Below are 14,110 nucleotides of genomic sequence, written 5' to 3' on the forward strand. Positions count from 1 at the left end.
CGGAACACGCCGGCGTGCTGCTGCATGGTCGCACGCAGGTCGTTGGCCACATCTTGTGCGTACTCGCCGCCGGTGGTGTTGTCCAGTCGGGCCAGGCGCGCCAGGGTCTTGTCGGCGGCGTCCACCGGCAGGGGTTTGTGCACCTTGTTCTTGTCGTTGAACTGCACGATGTGGTTGCCGGCGGCGCGGCCGAACACCAGCAGATCGAGCAGCGAGTTGGTGCCCAGGCGGTTGGCCCCGTGCACGCTCACGCAGGAGCATTCGCCCACGGCGTACAGACCGTTGACCACAGCCTGGCCGCCGTTGCCGTCGGGCGTGACGACCTGGCCGTTGATGTTGGTCGGAATGCCGCCCATCTGGTAGTGGATGGTGGGCACCACGGGGATCGGCTCGCGCGTGATGTCCACGTTGGCGAAGTTCACACCGATCTCGTACACGGACGGCAGGCGCTTGTGGATGGTTTCGGCGCCCAGGTGGTCCAGCTTCAAGAGCACGTAGTCCTTGTTCGGACCACAGCCACGGCCTTCCTTGATCTCCTGGTCCATGCAGCGCGAGACGAAGTCGCGCGGTGCCAGATCTTTCAGTGTGGGCGCATAGCGCTCCATGAAGCGCTCGCCTTCGCTGTTGAGCAGAATCGCGCCTTCGCCACGGCAGCCTTCGGTCAGCAGCACGCCGGCACCAGCCACGCCAGTGGGGTGGAACTGCCAGAACTCCATGTCTTCCAGCGGGATCCCGGCGCGCGCCGCCATGCCCAGGCCATCACCGGTGTTGATGAAGGCGTTGGTGGAGGCTGTGAAGATGCGGCCCGCTCCGCCGGTGGCCAGCAGCGTGGTCTTGGCTTCCAGCACGTAGGTCTCGCCGGTTTCCATCTCGAGTGCGGTCACGCCGAGCACGTCGCCGCTGGCATCGCGGATCAAATCGAGCGCCATCCACTCCACAAAGAAAGTGGTGCGGGCCTGCACGTTCTGCTGGTAGAGCGTGTGCAGCATGGCGTGACCGGTGCGGTCGGCGGCGGCGCAGGCGCGTTGCACCGGCTTTTCACCGTAGTTGGCGGTGTGGCCGCCGAAGGGGCGCTGGTAGATGGTGCCGTCGGGATTGCGGTCGAACGGCATGCCGAAGTGCTCGAGCTCGTAGACGACCTTGGGCGCTTCGCGGCACATGAACTCGATCGCATCCTGGTCGCCGAGCCAGTCGGAGCCCTTGATGGTGTCGTAGAAGTGGTAGTGCCAGTTGTCCTCGTTCATGTTGCCGAGCGAGGCGCCGATGCCGCCTTGTGCGGCCACCGTGTGCGAGCGGGTCGGGAACACCTTGGAGAGCACGGCCACCTTGAGGCCGGCGCGCGCCAGTTGCAGCGAGGCGCGCATGCCGGAACCGCCGGCACCGACGATGACAACGTCGAACTGACGCTTGGGAAGATTTGCGGTAGCGGTCATTGTTTCAGAGCCTCCAGAGAACTTGAACGGCCCAGCCCAGACAGGACAGGAGCCAAACCATGGTGAACACGTGCAACACCAGGCGGATGCCCGCGGGCTTGACGTAGTCCATCCAGATGTCGCGCATTCCGACCCACACGTGGTAGGTCAGGGCGAGAAAGACGGCAAAGGTCAGGGCCTTCATCCACTGGGCGGAGAAGATGCCGGCCCAGCTGTCGTAGCCGATCGGGCCGCTGGTGAAGAGCACCTGCACCAACAGGATCAGGGTGAACACGGCCATGATGGCCGCCGTGATGCGCTGGGCGAGCCAGTCGCGCAGACCGTAGTGGGCGCCGGTGACGACGCGTTTGGAACCGTAGTTGACAGACATATCCAATTTCCTAATCAGTTGGGGTCAGAGCTGAAGATCTGACCCGCAAATCAATACAACCCGAACAGCTTGGCGCCGAGCAGCACCGTGAGGCCAATGCTCAGCACCAGCGTGAAGATGGCGGAGGACTTGCCGAATTCCTTGCTCACGGCATGGCGCGCGTCCATGTAGAGGTGGCGCACTCCGGCGATCAGGTGGTGCAGGTAGGCCCAGATCAGGGCCAGCACCACCAACTTGAAGAACCAGCCAGGTACAAAGCCCAGGCCCGCAGAGAAAGCCGCGCTGAAGCGCTCGAACGAAATCTCGGAAGACACCGAGGTGTCGAACAGCCAGACGATCAGGGGCAACAGGATGAACATCAGGCCACCGCTGGCGCGGTGCAGGATCGAGACCCAGCCCGCGGGTGGCAGGCGATAGGTGGTGAGATCCTTGAATGCGTTGATGTTGCGGAACTCGGGCCGCTTCTTGGTCAACTCGGTCATGGTGGGGACTTTCTTGCGCGGAGTGGGGCGGGGAAGGGATGTCGGTGATGTAACGCGTTGGTAACTGCAACCACCGAGTGTCAAATTCTATTGCAACGCACCATACCGAAGGCTGACATCGTCTGCAGGTGCGGGGCTATCAAGGACATAGCACCCACGGCTCAGCTCAGTTCGTTGCGGTAGTGACGGGTATCGGTGCGGTAAAGGCCGCGTCGCAGTTCCATCGGGGTGTCGTTGTAGGTGAATGCCAGGCGCTCGACGCTGAGCAGTGGCGAACCCTCGGCCACGCCCAGCAGGCTGGCGGTTTCGCTGTCGGCGGCCACCGCCTTGATCTTTTCGACCGCGCGCACCATGCGCACACCAAACTGGGCTTCAAACAAGGCGTACATCGGGCCCTTGTCGTCCGCCAGGGTTTCCAGGGTCAGACCTTTGAAGGGCACGCCGGGCAGCCAGAGTTCTTCGAGGATGGCGGGCACCTGGGCGAAGGTGAGAACACGCTTGACCTGCAGCACCGGGTCGCCGGTGCGCAGGGCGAGCTGGCGCGCCACCTCGGCGGGTGCGCGCAGGCGGCGGCATTCAATGATGCGACGTTCGGCCGGGCCCTGGTCTTCCAGAGAGCCGGTGTCGGGCAGCAGGCGCAAGAAGCGGTACTGGATGTGTTGCTCGGAGTGCGTGGCCACGAACGTGCCCTTGCCCTGGCGGCGAACCAGCAGGTTGTCGGTGGCCAGCTCGTCGATGGCTTTTCGCACCGTGCCCTGGCTGACCTTGAAGCGGGCGGCCAGGTCGAATTCGCTCGGGATCATGTCGCCCGGCTTCCACTCGCTGGCCTGCAGGCTGCGCAGGATCAGTGTCTTGATCTGCTGGTAGAGCGGGCTGAAGGCAGGTGCGCTGTGCTCGGAGGCGCCAACGTCGGGCGTGTTGCGGCCGTCGTTCGGAGGCGCGTCGGGGGAGTTGAGGGGGGTCGTTGCCATGGTGTTGGGTGCGTCCGCGGGCGGCGCACGAGGGTCGAATCATATCTTATATAAGACATAAGACAAATTGACGTATCAGGGTTTGCGAGGGTACACTCCCGGGCTGACCTGGACCCACCAGCAGCGCGCCTTTGGCCTGCTTCTGCCGCCTTTGTCTCGGGGTGTTCGCTCCCCAACCCCATCCCCTTCCTCTCGTCTCATTCTGGAGTTCTCACCATGCAAAAGAAGCCCGTTCGTGTTGCCGTCACCGGCGCCGCTGGCCAGATCGGTTACGCCCTGCTGTTTCGCATCGCTTCGGGCGAAATGCTCGGCAAAGACCAGCCCGTGATCCTGCAACTGCTGGAAATCCCGGACGAGAAAGCCCAGAAGGCGCTCAAGGGCGTGATGATGGAAATCGACGATTGCGCCTTCCCGCTGCTGGCCGGCATGGAAGCCCACAGCGACCCGATGACCGCGTTCAAGGACACCGACTACGCGCTGCTGGTGGGTTCGCGTCCACGCGGCCCCGGCATGGAGCGCGCCGAGCTGCTCGCCATCAACGGTGCCATCTTCACCGCCCAGGGCAAGGCTCTGAACGCCGTGGCCTCGCGCAACGTCAAGGTGCTGGTGGTCGGCAACCCGGCCAACACCAACGCCTACATTGCGATGAAGAGCGCGCCCGATCTGAAGCCGGGCAACTTCACCGCCATGCTGCGCCTGGACCACAACCGCGCCGCCTCGCAGATCGCCGCCAAGACCGGCAAGCCGGTGGCCAGCATCAAGAAACTGGCTGTGTGGGGCAACCACTCGCCCACCATGTACGCCGACTACCGCTTCGCCACCATCGACGGCGCGTCGGTCAAGGACATGATCAACGACCAGGTCTGGAACAAGGACGTGTTCCTGCCGACGGTCGGCAAGCGCGGCGCGGCCATCATCGAAGCACGTGGCCTGTCGTCTGCTGCGTCGGCCGCCAACGCCGCCATCGACCACATGCGCGACTGGGCGCTGGGCACGAAGGGCGAGTGGGTCACCATGGGCATTCCTTCGCAAGGCTGGTACGGCATTCCGAAAGACATGATGTTCGGTTTCCCCGTCACCTGCGAAAACGGTGAATACAAGGTCGTTGAAGGCCTGGAGATCGACGCTTTCTCGCAGGAATGCATCAACAAGACCCTGGCCGAGCTGCAGGGTGAACAAGACGGCGTCAAGCACCTCCTGTAACCGGCTGGTAACCCGCCTTGGCCTCCATCGATCCGAGACACATCCTGTTGGGTTCACAGGCTGGCGCGTTTGCGCTGCCGGTCTGCGACCACTACAGCGGGGTGGAAGTGCGGATGAAGAAAAGCCTGGCACTGCAGGCCGAGATGACTGAAGAGTTCGGCACCTGCGTGTTCGACGTGACGCTGGACTGCGAAGACGGCGCGCCGGTGGGCGGGGAGGGCGAACACGCCCTGCTCGTCGCCGAACTGGCCCTGGCTGCCGCACCGAAAGCGCGCGTGGCTGTTCGGGTGCACCCGGTGGACCACCCGGCGTTCGACGCCGACGTGGTCACCATCGCCGGCCGCGCGGCTCAGCGCCTCGCGCACCTGATGGTGCCCAAGGTCGAGTCGGTGGCCGACGTTCAGCGGGCCGTGGCCGCGCTTGACGCCGCAGGCGCGCCGGCGCTGCCGCTGCACGTGCTGATCGAATCGCCTGCGGCGGTGCATCGCGCCTTCAACATTGCCGCCCACCCCCGCGTGCAGAGCCTGAGCTTCGGCCTGATGGACTTTGTGTCGGCGCACGGTGGGGCCATCCCTGCCGACGGCATGAGTGTGGCCGGCCAGTTCGGCCACCCGCTGGTGCTGCGCGCCAAGCTCGAGATCGCCTCGGCCTGCCACGCGCACGGCAAGGTGCCTTCGCACTGTGTGGTCACCGAGTTCAAGGACCTGGCTGCGCTGCAGACCGCCGCACGCACAGCAGCCCGCGAACTGGGCTACACGCGCATGTGGAGCATCCACCCCGACCAGATCCGCCCCATCCTGGCCGCGTTTGCCCCTTCAGAGCGCGAGGTCGACACCGCAGCCGCCCTGATCGAACACGCCATGGCCGCCAGTTGGGCACCGGTGCAGTTCGAAGGTCGCCTGCACGACCGCGCGAGTTACCGCTACTACTGGCAGGTGCTGGAGCGCGCGCACCACACCGGTTTGCCGCTGCCCGAACCCCTGCAACCGTATTTCGACGAGCCGGCCGCCGAGCGGCATTGAGCTTGCGTGACTTGTCCCTGTCTGTTTTCTGATCCCCACGAACATCCCTTCCCACTGGAGAACGCCATGTCCAACACCTTCCTCACCGACTACCGCGCCCACACCGCCGAACGCGCGGCCCTGGGCATTCCGCCGCTGCCGCTGGACGCGAAGCAGGTTGCCGACCTGATCGAACTGGTCAAAGCGCCGCCGGCCGGGGAAGACGCGTTCCTGATGGACCTGCTCACGCACCGCGTGCCACCGGGTGTGGACGACGCCGCCAAGGTGAAGGCGAGCTTCCTGGCCGCCGTGGCGCATGGCGACATCGCTGTGGGCCTGGTTTCCAAGGCCAAGGCCACCGAGCTGCTGGGCACCATGGTGGGCGGCTACAACGTGCACCCGCTGATCGACCTGCTCGACCAGGCCGATGTGGCGGCGGTGGCGGCCGAAGGCCTGAAGAAGACGCTGCTGATGTTCGACTTCTTCAACGACGTGGCGGCCAAGGCCAAAGCCGGCAACGCCAAGGCCAAGGAAGTGATCGAGAGCTGGGCCAACGCCGAGTGGTTCACCACGCGCCCCGAAGTGCCGAAGTCCATTACCGTGACCGTGTTCAAGGTGCCCGGCGAGACCAACACCGACGACCTGTCGCCCGCGCCTGACGCCTGGAGCCGCCCCGACATTCCGCTGCACTACCTGGCCATGCTGAAGAATACGCGCGAAGGCGCGGCCTTCAAGCCCGAAGAAGACGGCAAGCGCGGCCCGATGCAGTTCATTGAAGACCTGAAGAAAAAGGGTCATCTGGTGGCCTATGTGGGCGACGTGGTGGGCACCGGCTCCAGCCGCAAGTCGGCCACCAACTCGGTGATCTGGGCCACGGGGCAAGACATTCCTTTCGTGCCCAACAAGCGCTTTGGCGGTGTGACGCTGGGCGGCAAGATCGCGCCCATCTTCTTCAACACGCAGGAAGATTCGGGCTCGCTGCCGATCGAGGTGGACGTGAGCAAACTCGAGATGGGCGACGTCGTCGACGTGATGCCCTACGACGGCAAGATCGTTCGCAACGGCGAAACCGTGGTCGAGTTCAAACTCAAGAGCGATGTGCTGTTCGACGAAGTGCGCGCCGGTGGCCGCATCAACCTGATCATCGGCCGCTCGCTCACCGCCAAGGCGCGCGAGTTCCTGGGTCTGCCGGCGTCCACGCTGTTCCGCCTGCCGACCACGCCCGTGGCCACCAACGCCGGCTACACGCTGGCGCAAAAGATGGTGGGCCGCGCGGTCGGTCTGCCCGAAGGTTTTGGCGTGCGCCCCGGCACCTACTGTGAGCCGCGCATGACCACCGTGGGCAGCCAGGACACCACCGGCCCCATGACGCGCGACGAGCTGAAAGACCTGGCCTGCCTGGGCTTCAGTGCCGACCTGGTGATGCAGTCCTTCTGCCATACCGCGGCCTACCCGAAACCGGTGGACGTGAAGACCCACCGTGAGCTGCCAGCCTTCATCAGCAACCGCGGCGGCGTGGCCCTGCGCCCCGGTGACGGCGTGATCCACAGCTGGCTCAACCGCCTGCTGCTGCCCGACACCGTGGGCACCGGTGGCGACTCGCACACCCGTTTCCCCATCGGCATCAGCTTCCCTGCCGGTTCCGGCCTGGTGGCGTTCGGTGCGGCCACTGGCGTGATGCCGCTGGACATGCCCGAGTCGGTGCTGGTGCGCTTCAAGGGCCAGATGCAGCCCGGCATCACGCTGCGCGATCTGGTGCACGCCATTCCGCTGTACGCCATCCGCGCTGGTCTGCTGACCGTGGCCAAGGCCGGCAAGAAGAACGTGTTCTCCGGCCGCATCCTGGAAATCGAAGGTCTTCCCGATCTGAAGGTGGAGCAGGCGTTTGAGCTGTCCGACGCGTCGGCCGAGCGCTCCGCTGCGGGTTGCACCGTCAAGCTCAACCCCGAGCCGATCAAGGAATACCTCACCAGCAACGTGGTGCTGATGAAGAACATGATCGCCGACGGTTACGCCGACGCGCGCACGCTGGCTCGCCGCATCGAGAAAGTGGAAGCCTGGCTCGCCAACCCGAGCCTGCTGGAAGCCGACAAGGACGCCGAATACGCCGCCGTGATCGAGATCGACCTGGCCGACCTCACCGAGCCCGTGCTGTGCTGCCCGAACGACCCGGACGACGCCCGACTGCTGAGCGAAGTGGCCGGTGCGAAGATCGACGAGGTGTTCATCGGTTCGTGCATGACCAACATCGGTCACTTCCGCGCAGCTTCCAAGCTGCTCGAAGGCAAGCGCGACATCCCGGTGAAGCTGTGGATCGCACCGCCCACCAAGATGGACGCGGCCGAGCTGACCAAGGAAGGCCACTACGGCGTGTTCGGCACCGCCGGTGCGCGCACCGAAATGCCGGGCTGCTCGCTTTGCATGGGCAACCAGGCGCAGGTGCGCGAAGGCGCCACCGTGGTCTCCACCTCCACGCGCAACTTCCCCAACCGCCTGGGCAAAAACACCAACGTGTACCTGGCCTCAGCCGAGCTGGCGGCCATCGCGTCCAAGCTGGGCCGCATCCCCACCGTGGCCGAGTACCAGGCCGACATGGGCGTGATCAACAAGGACGGCAGCCAGATCTACAAGTACCTGAACTTCGACCAGATCCCGGAGTACACCGAAGCTGCAAAAACGTTGACGGCCTGACCGTATCGCGCGCTGAATCAAAGCCGCTGCTGTTGCAGCGGCTTTTTTACGTCTGTGCGGCGATGGTGCGCAGCAGCCCGGCGCTTCTGTCGTCTGCCGGAAAAAAGGTCTCCAGCGCCAGCTCCTGCAGCGTGATGTCCACCGGCGAGCCGAACACCGTGGTGGTGCTCACGAGTTGAAGCACGCCATGCCCTGTGTGGAACTGGAACGGCATGAGCACGCCTGGGTGTTCTCCCGCCAACGCCACAGGCGCAGCCCCCGACGCATCCGGATAGCCTTGGAGCTCGTCCAGCAGCGCGACCAGCACCGCGTCGCCGGTGACGCGGATTTGCTGGCGCAGCCGCTCGAACAGGTGCTCGCGCCATTGCCGTAAGTTGGCGATGCGCGGTGCCAGACCCTGCGGGTGCAGGCTCAGGCGCAACACATTCACCGGGCCTTGCAGCAGTTCGGGCGCAGCACCCGCCATGAGCAGGGGCACCAGGCGGTTGTGCATCACGAGGTTCCAGTGGCGGTCCATGGCCAGCGCGGGCCAGGGTTCGTGGCATTCGAGGATGCGCTGCACCGCCGCGCGTGCCGAGGCCATGCCGGGGTCGTCCAGCGTCCGCGCGCGGTACATGGGCGCAAAGCCTGCCGCCACCAGCCAGGCGTTGCGCTCGCGCAGCGGCACATCGAGCCGCTCCACCAGGCGCAGCACCATCTCGCGGCTCGGGCTGGCGCGGCCGGTTTCCACACAGCTCAGGTGACGCGTGGAGACCTCGGCCACGTGGGCCAGGTCCATCTGGCTGAAGCGCCGGCGCTGGCGCCAGTGGCGCAGGTGCTCACCAAATGAGGTGGGTGGGGCGCTGCGGTGGGGAAGGGCGGAGGTGTCCATGGAGCGCATGTTAGGGCGGGCGGGGCGTCACGGCCATGACCTGTGAGGTCATCGACGCGGTGCACATCCCGGGCCAGCATGAGGGCCTGTTCAACCACCGCAAGGAGTGCTTCCATGTCCCTCATCGCTCAACTCTCATCACCCGCCGTCCTTCGCCGCGTGCTCGCGTTCGACGCGTTGTCGGGCGCCGGCACCGGCGTGCTGCACCTGCTGCTGGCGCCCATGCTTTCAACGTGGCTCGGTTTGCCCGGAACCTTGTTGCAGGCATCGGGCATCGCAATCTTCGGGTTTGTCGCCTTGGCCGCCTGGCTCGCCTTTCAAACGTCGCCGCCGCGCGGCGCGCTCATGGCGATCGTGGCGCTCAACTTCGCGTGGGCGATCGGCTGCCTCTGGCTGGCGTTTGACGGTGCGGTCAGCGCCACGCCATGGGGCGTTGTGTACCTGCTGGTGCAGGCGGTCGTGGTGTTCGTGCTGGCCGAACTGCAATGGATGGGCTCGCGTCGGCTCGCCCGTTCGACTCGGCAGCCCCTGGCTGCTTGAGCCGGTGACCCAAACAAAAAAGGCGGCCCGAAGGCCGCCTGTTTTGTGTCCGAAGACAGGGAGCGATCAGCGCGTGCCGGTCACTTCCACGTCAACGCGGCGGTCAGGCTGCAGGCAGGCCACGAGCGCTGCGGTGCGGGTGTTGCCCTTGCAGTCTTCGGGCTTGGTCACGGGCATGCTTTCGCCCTTGCCAACGGCCGAGATCTTCGAGCTGTCCAGGCGACCGTTGGTCACGAGGTAGTTCTTGACGGCCATGGCACGCTCTTCCGACAGCTTCTGGTTGTAGGCGTCCGAACCGAGGCGGTCGGTGTGGCCTTCGACGGTCACGGTCTGGTAGTTGGCGGTCGACAGGTCACGGGCGAACTTGTCGAGTTCGGCGCGGCCTTCGGGTTTCACGGTGGACGCGTCAAAGCCGAACAGCGACTCGGCCGACATGCTCACGCGCTGGGGCATTGGTGCCGGTGCGGGCATCGGGGCTGGCGCAGGAGCCGGTGCCTGCACGATGGGTGCGGGCATGGGTGCTGGAGCCGGTGCCACGTAAGGCGCAGGTGCTGCGGCCACATAGGCGGGGGCACGGTTGAACGGGAACACCAGGCCCACGGTCAGCATGTCGACGTTGGTGCGGCCATTCACGCCGTTGTTGACCCGGTAGCGCTCGAGCTCGGTGCGGATCCACATGGAGCGGCTCAGTTCGTACTGAAGGCCCAGACCGACCTTGGCGTTGGCCTTGGTGTCGTTGCGGTCCTGCACGCCGGCGAGCGTGGCGCCCGGACCGGTGAACGATGCACGGGTGCGGCCCATGGCCACGCCAACGCGACCCAGCACCGAGAAACGCTCGGTGATCGGCAGTGTGCCGACCAGGTCCAGGTTCAGGCCGCGCATGCGGGTGTCGTTGTTGAACGCGCCGTTGGGGGTGGTGGACGAGAAGGTCGACTTGCCCAGATCGAAGTAACCACCTTCAACCGCGATGTTGCGGTTGAACTGGTAGCCGCCGAACAGCTTGTAGCCGGTGTCCTTTTCATCGCTGCTGAAGCCGGTGGCCGGGCCGTTCGGTGCGCCTGCGCCGAGAAGGCCATTGGCCACAGCGGCTTCGTCCACCTTGGAGCGAGCTTCACCAGCGGACACGCCGCCGTAGAAGAAACCAGGTTCCTGGTATTGGGCAAAAGCCGACGTGGCGGCAACGGAGAGGACGGCGAGTGTCAGTGCGCTGAAGGCGTGACGGGATTTCATGGTGGGCTTTCGAGAGGCTTGGAACTTCGTTTGCACGAAGGGATTTCAGCAACGTGAGCACACCATGGAGTGGCAGGCGTCTCGTTGTCAGACCCGTTTGTAGTTGTGCGTCTGTGCAGGGTCTGTGCGTTTGCAGACACAGCGTGTGCGGGGTTGTTTTGTGGACACAACTGTGTTGTGCCGTCACAAAGAACGCATCGGCGGATGTGGGCTACCGAACAGATGTTTTGTGTGCCGGGAACTAGTCTCCAAGCACACCGATGAGGTCCATGCACTGCGCATGTGTTTTGTCGGTCGGACCGTGCAACCTGCGCAACCGCTCAAGCCACGGTCACTGACCCCTCAAGGAACATTCCATGAAAAAAGCTCTACTGCTGATCGCCGTTGCATCCACCTTCGTTCTGGCCGCTTGCGACCGTGAACCCGTCATCGTGAACTCACCGGCTTCCACCGTCCCAGGCCCAGCGGGTCCTGCAGGCGCCACGGGTGACACCGGCTCGACCGGCTCCACGGGTTCGATGGGCTCCACCGGCTCCACCGGCGCAACCGGTTCCACGGGTTATACCGGCAACACTGGCGCCACCGGTGACACGGGCGCAACCGGCAGCACTGGCGCCACGGGCGACACCGGCAAGACCGGTGGCGGCACCGTGATCGTGGTGCCACCTGCTGAACCTGCGAAGTAATCCACGTCTGTTCAACACAAGGAGAACACCATGAGTATTGGAACCATTCTGTTGATCGTGCTGGTCCTGCTGTTGCTGGGTGTGATCCCCAGCTGGAACCACAGCCGCAGCTGGGGCTACGGTCCCAGTGGCGTGCTCGGTGTGGTCTTGATCATCGTGGTCGTGCTGCTGGTCACCGGCAGGCTCTGACTCCCACAAAGGCCCCGCCTTCTCGGCTGACGGCCTCGCAAAAAACCCCCGCAAGATTCATCTTGCGGGGGTTTTTTATGGCTGTGGCCGTGATCAGCGCGTGCCGGTCACTTCCACGTCAACGCGGCGATCGGGCTGCAGGCAGGCCACGAGTGCAGCGGTGCGGGTGTTGCCCTTGCAGTCGCCGGGCTTGGTCACGGGCTGGGTCTCACCCTTGCCCACGGCCGAAATCTTGGAGCTGTCCAGACGACCGTTGGTCACGAGGTGGTTCTTGACGGCGTTGGCGCGCTCTTCCGACAGCTTCTGGTTGTAGGCGTCCGAACCGAGGCGGTCGGTGTGGCCTTCCACCACCACGGTCTGGTAGTTGGTGCCAGCGAGGTCGCGGGCGAACTTGTCGAGCTCGCTGCGGCCTTCGGGCTTCACGGTGGAGGCGTCAAAGCCGAACAGCGACTCGGCCGACAGGCTCACGCGCTGGGGCATCGGCGCGGGTGGAGGTGGTGGAGGGGGCGCCTGCACCACCGCTGGCGGCGGTTGAACCACCACCGGCATCGGCACGGGTGCAGCGGCCATGCGCACCGGCTGCGGCGCCGGGCCTCCGAAGCGGTACACCAGACCCACCGAGAGCATGTCGATGTCACCCTTGTTGCCAATGGCGTCGTTCACGCGGTAGCGCTCCAGTTCCAGCCGCATGGCCATAGCGTCGCTGAATGCGTAGTTCAACCCCACGCCGTACTTGGCATTCGCCTGGCTCTTGCTCGCGGTCGGGTTGCTGACGTTGACCGCGCCGGTGCCGGAGAACCGGTCGTTGGCGCGGGCGTAGTTCACGCCGACCCGGCCCAGTGCCGACAGTTTTCCGGTCAGGGGCAGCGATCCCACAAGGTCCAGGTTGAGACCCCTGACACGCATCTCGCCGTTCAAGGTACCGGTCGGAATCGTGTTCGCGGTGTAGCCGAACTTGCCCAGGTCGAAGTAACCGCCCTCCAACGCAAAGTGCGGACTGAACTGGTACCCGCCAAACAGCTTGAAGCCGGTGGATCGGTCCCGGTCGTTGATGGAGGTGGTTGTGAATCCCTGCGCCTGTAGGCCGCTCGTGATGCGGGGGTCGTCGATTTCGGCACCGGTGCGACCTGCGTTGGCGCCGGCATACCAGCCGGTCGATTGAGCGGTGGCCAGCGGATGGGCGAACAAGGCCAGTGTCAGCAGGCTCAGGGCGCCCGCGCTGGTGTTGAGTGTGGGTTTCATGGTGTTTCCTGGGAGTGTGTGGTGCGCGTGATCAGTCAGGGCGCAGGCACGTTGATCACCGTGTTCACCATCGTGACCGACGCGTCCAGCGACAGCGCGCGTCCATTGAGGGTGGTGATGGCCACGTTGCCCGCGGTGGAGAAGCTCACGCCGGTGCGCGCGATGATGGTGCCTTCCATGGTGCCGCCGCCACCGGCGTTGATGGTGGCCGCGCTGCCGACCTGCCAGTACACGTTCCGCGCCTGCGCGCCGCCAGTCAAAAGCACGCTTTGCGGGAATGCCGCGCCCGGGCCGCCCACCGTCAGGGTCTGGGCCATCTGGAACACCCAGACCGCATTGGGGTTGCCCTGCGCGTCCAGGGTCAGATTGCCACCCTGGATCATGAAGGTGCCACCGGCGGCCTTGTAGATGCCGGAGGCCAGCGTGAGGTTGGCCAGGTTGCCAGCGCCCGCATCCACCCCACCCGGCAAGCCGGCCAGCGTGTTGAATGCCACGAGGGCGTCGGCACGGGCTGCCAGTGCGATGGCCTCCGTGGCGGCCGTGCCTTCGGACAGGCACGCGCCGGTGGGAGGCGGTGGCGCGGTGTTGATGTTCCCGGACACCACGCCTTCGTGCACGCCCGCCACCACGGTGTAGGTGCACCCGGGTTTGTTGTTCCGAAAGCCGGTCACAGCCGTCGAAACAGCGGTCGTTCCGATGTCGCCATTGATGACCGTGAGCGGGCCGGCGTTGGTCATGCCGGCCGATCCGCCGAAAGCGCCAAAGGTGGAGGCAACGCCCAAGGGAACAAAAGAGCCGCCCGGCGGGGCCACAGGTGAGACCGTGCCGAACGGTGTGGTACCCGAGCCATCAATGCCGAGGACAGGGTCGCCCCCGCCGCAAGCGGCCACCAGGGTGCTCATCATCAAGGGGGCAAGCCACTTCCAGGGGAGGTGGCGGGTGTGTGTGTGTTTCATGGGGTTCTCGTTCAGGGGTTCTTGGGACCAGGTCCACTCGGCGCTCTCCCGGCGGTGGACATCTTGGGCAGACCCGCCATGCCGAAGGGCTTGCACGTGTCTGCTGCAACCAAGCATGGATACCCCGTGCACGAACGTCTGTTGGGCAGCACACTCACGCGATCGAACGTCATGAGCCGACGGCTTCGCGCGTGCAAATCACCACAGTCAACGAGGACTCTTTTGCTGCTGACAGAATGGTCCGT

At 65.1% G+C, this 14,110-nt stretch carries 14 protein-coding genes; 6 read left to right on the forward strand and 8 right to left on the reverse strand.

The genetic code is table 11. The features are described from left to right. The 4 genes from sdhA to Q0C59_RS07340 all read right to left on the reverse strand — a co-directional run. Nucleotides 1–1,433 (reverse strand): succinate dehydrogenase flavoprotein subunit (gene sdhA, locus Q0C59_RS07325; protein WP_291213637.1); only part of this gene is annotated, 1,433 nt, incomplete at its 3' end. Between the two features lie 4 nt (nt 1,434–1,437). After that, nucleotides 1,438–1,803 (reverse strand): succinate dehydrogenase, hydrophobic membrane anchor protein, encoded by a 366-nt coding sequence (gene sdhD, locus Q0C59_RS07330; protein ID WP_291213639.1) that lies wholly within the window; start codon nt 1,801–1,803, stop codon nt 1,438–1,440. Nucleotides 1,804–1,853: 50 nt separating this feature from the next. Next, nucleotides 1,854–2,285 carry a succinate dehydrogenase, cytochrome b556 subunit gene (sdhC, locus tag Q0C59_RS07335; RefSeq protein ID WP_291213642.1) on the reverse strand — a complete coding sequence of 144 codons (432 nt, stop codon included), beginning with the start codon at nt 2,283–2,285 and terminating at the stop codon, nt 1,854–1,856. 161 nt (nt 2,286–2,446) lie between these two features. Further along, entirely contained in the window at nt 2,447–3,256 is an 810-nt protein-coding gene (locus Q0C59_RS07340) for a GntR family transcriptional regulator (protein ID WP_291213644.1), read from the reverse strand. 216 nt (nt 3,257–3,472) lie between these two features. Between Q0C59_RS07340 and Q0C59_RS07345 the strand changes: the two genes are divergently transcribed. The 3 genes from Q0C59_RS07345 to acnB all read left to right on the forward strand — a co-directional run bounded on the left by Q0C59_RS07345 (nt 3,473) and on the right by acnB (nt 8,151). Continuing rightward, nucleotides 3,473–4,459, forward strand: coding sequence for a malate dehydrogenase (locus tag Q0C59_RS07345; protein WP_069047111.1), 987 nt, complete (start codon nt 3,473–3,475; stop codon nt 4,457–4,459). A gap of 17 nt (nt 4,460–4,476) precedes the next feature. Then, entirely contained in the window at nt 4,477–5,481 is a 1,005-nt protein-coding gene (locus Q0C59_RS07350; RefSeq protein WP_291213646.1) for a CoA ester lyase, read from the forward strand. A gap of 66 nt (nt 5,482–5,547) precedes the next feature. Continuing rightward, complete coding sequence (gene acnB / locus Q0C59_RS07355; RefSeq protein ID WP_291213648.1) at nt 5,548–8,151, forward strand: bifunctional aconitate hydratase 2/2-methylisocitrate dehydratase; 2,604 nt, start codon at nt 5,548–5,550, stop codon at nt 8,149–8,151. Between the two features lie 46 nt (nt 8,152–8,197). On the opposite strand, the gene Q0C59_RS07360 is transcribed toward acnB, so the two are convergent. Continuing rightward, nucleotides 8,198–9,031, reverse strand: a complete 834-nt coding sequence (locus Q0C59_RS07360; protein ID WP_370654262.1) for a helix-turn-helix domain-containing protein — start codon at nt 9,029–9,031, stop codon at nt 8,198–8,200. 105 nt (nt 9,032–9,136) lie between these two features. On the opposite strand from Q0C59_RS07360, the gene Q0C59_RS07365 reads away from it, so the two are divergent. Then, the gene (locus tag Q0C59_RS07365) at nt 9,137–9,562 is read left to right on the forward strand and encodes a hypothetical protein (protein WP_291213652.1); all 426 of its coding nucleotides are present in this window, start codon (nt 9,137–9,139) and stop codon (nt 9,560–9,562) included. Between the two features lie 66 nt (nt 9,563–9,628). Here Q0C59_RS07365 and Q0C59_RS07370 read toward each other — a convergent pair whose 3' ends face one another. Next, nucleotides 9,629–10,792, reverse strand: a complete 1,164-nt coding sequence (locus tag Q0C59_RS07370; RefSeq protein WP_291213654.1) for an OmpA family protein — start codon at nt 10,790–10,792, stop codon at nt 9,629–9,631. A 356-nt stretch (nt 10,793–11,148) separates the two neighbouring features. Here Q0C59_RS07370 and Q0C59_RS07375 point away from each other — a divergent pair, with 356 nt between their 5' ends. Beyond that, a complete protein-coding gene (locus Q0C59_RS07375) occupies nt 11,149–11,478 on the forward strand; it encodes a collagen-like protein (protein WP_291213656.1) in 330 nt (109 codons plus the stop codon). Nucleotides 11,479–11,508: 30 nt separating this feature from the next. Next, on the forward strand, nt 11,509–11,667 hold the full coding sequence (locus Q0C59_RS07380; protein WP_291213658.1) for a DUF3309 family protein: 159 nt from the start codon (nt 11,509–11,511) through the stop codon (nt 11,665–11,667). A gap of 93 nt (nt 11,668–11,760) precedes the next feature. Here the strand turns inward: Q0C59_RS07380 and Q0C59_RS07385 are convergent, their stop codons facing one another. Together Q0C59_RS07385 and Q0C59_RS07390 are read right to left on the reverse strand one after the other, a co-directional pair. Beyond that, nucleotides 11,761–12,909 carry an OmpA family protein gene (locus tag Q0C59_RS07385; RefSeq protein WP_291213660.1) on the reverse strand — a complete coding sequence of 383 codons (1,149 nt, stop codon included), beginning with the start codon at nt 12,907–12,909 and terminating at the stop codon, nt 11,761–11,763. 35 nt (nt 12,910–12,944) lie between these two features. Continuing rightward, a complete protein-coding gene (locus Q0C59_RS07390; RefSeq protein ID WP_291213662.1) occupies nt 12,945–13,865 on the reverse strand; it encodes an ice-binding family protein in 921 nt (306 codons plus the stop codon). Nucleotides 13,866–14,110 lie beyond the last annotated feature (245 nt).

Origin of the sequence: Hydrogenophaga sp., assembly GCF_022844385.1 — a bacterium.
Classification (GTDB): Bacteria; Pseudomonadota; Gammaproteobacteria; order Burkholderiales; family Burkholderiaceae_C; genus Hydrogenophaga.

Bases quoted from the DNA above. Each gene is read 5' to 3' on its own strand.
- Q0C59_RS07370 (WP_291213654.1), bottom strand. From the start codon at position 10,792: ATGAAATCCCGTCACGCCTTCAGCGCACTGACACTCGCCGTCCTCTCC.
- Q0C59_RS07340 (WP_291213644.1), bottom strand. From the start codon at position 3,256: ATGGCAACGACCCCCCTCAACTCCCCCGACGCGCCTCCGAACGACGGC.
- Q0C59_RS07385 (WP_291213660.1), bottom strand. From the start codon at position 12,909: ATGAAACCCACACTCAACACCAGCGCGGGCGCCCTGAGCCTGCTGACA.
- Q0C59_RS07380 (WP_291213658.1), top strand. From the start codon at position 11,509: ATGAGTATTGGAACCATTCTGTTGATCGTGCTGGTCCTGCTGTTGCTG.
- acnB (WP_291213648.1), top strand. From the start codon at position 5,548: ATGTCCAACACCTTCCTCACCGACTACCGCGCCCACACCGCCGAACGC.
- Q0C59_RS07365 (WP_291213652.1), top strand. From the start codon at position 9,137: ATGTCCCTCATCGCTCAACTCTCATCACCCGCCGTCCTTCGCCGCGTG.
- Q0C59_RS07360 (WP_370654262.1), bottom strand. From the start codon at position 9,031: ATGCGCTCCATGGACACCTCCGCCCTTCCCCACCGCAGCGCCCCACCC.
- sdhD (WP_291213639.1), bottom strand. From the start codon at position 1,803: ATGTCTGTCAACTACGGTTCCAAACGCGTCGTCACCGGCGCCCACTAC.
- Q0C59_RS07375 (WP_291213656.1), top strand. From the start codon at position 11,149: ATGAAAAAAGCTCTACTGCTGATCGCCGTTGCATCCACCTTCGTTCTG.
- Q0C59_RS07390 (WP_291213662.1), bottom strand. From the start codon at position 13,865: ATGAAACACACACACACCCGCCACCTCCCCTGGAAGTGGCTTGCCCCC.
- sdhC (WP_291213642.1), bottom strand. From the start codon at position 2,285: ATGACCGAGTTGACCAAGAAGCGGCCCGAGTTCCGCAACATCAACGCA.
- Q0C59_RS07345 (WP_069047111.1), top strand. From the start codon at position 3,473: ATGCAAAAGAAGCCCGTTCGTGTTGCCGTCACCGGCGCCGCTGGCCAG.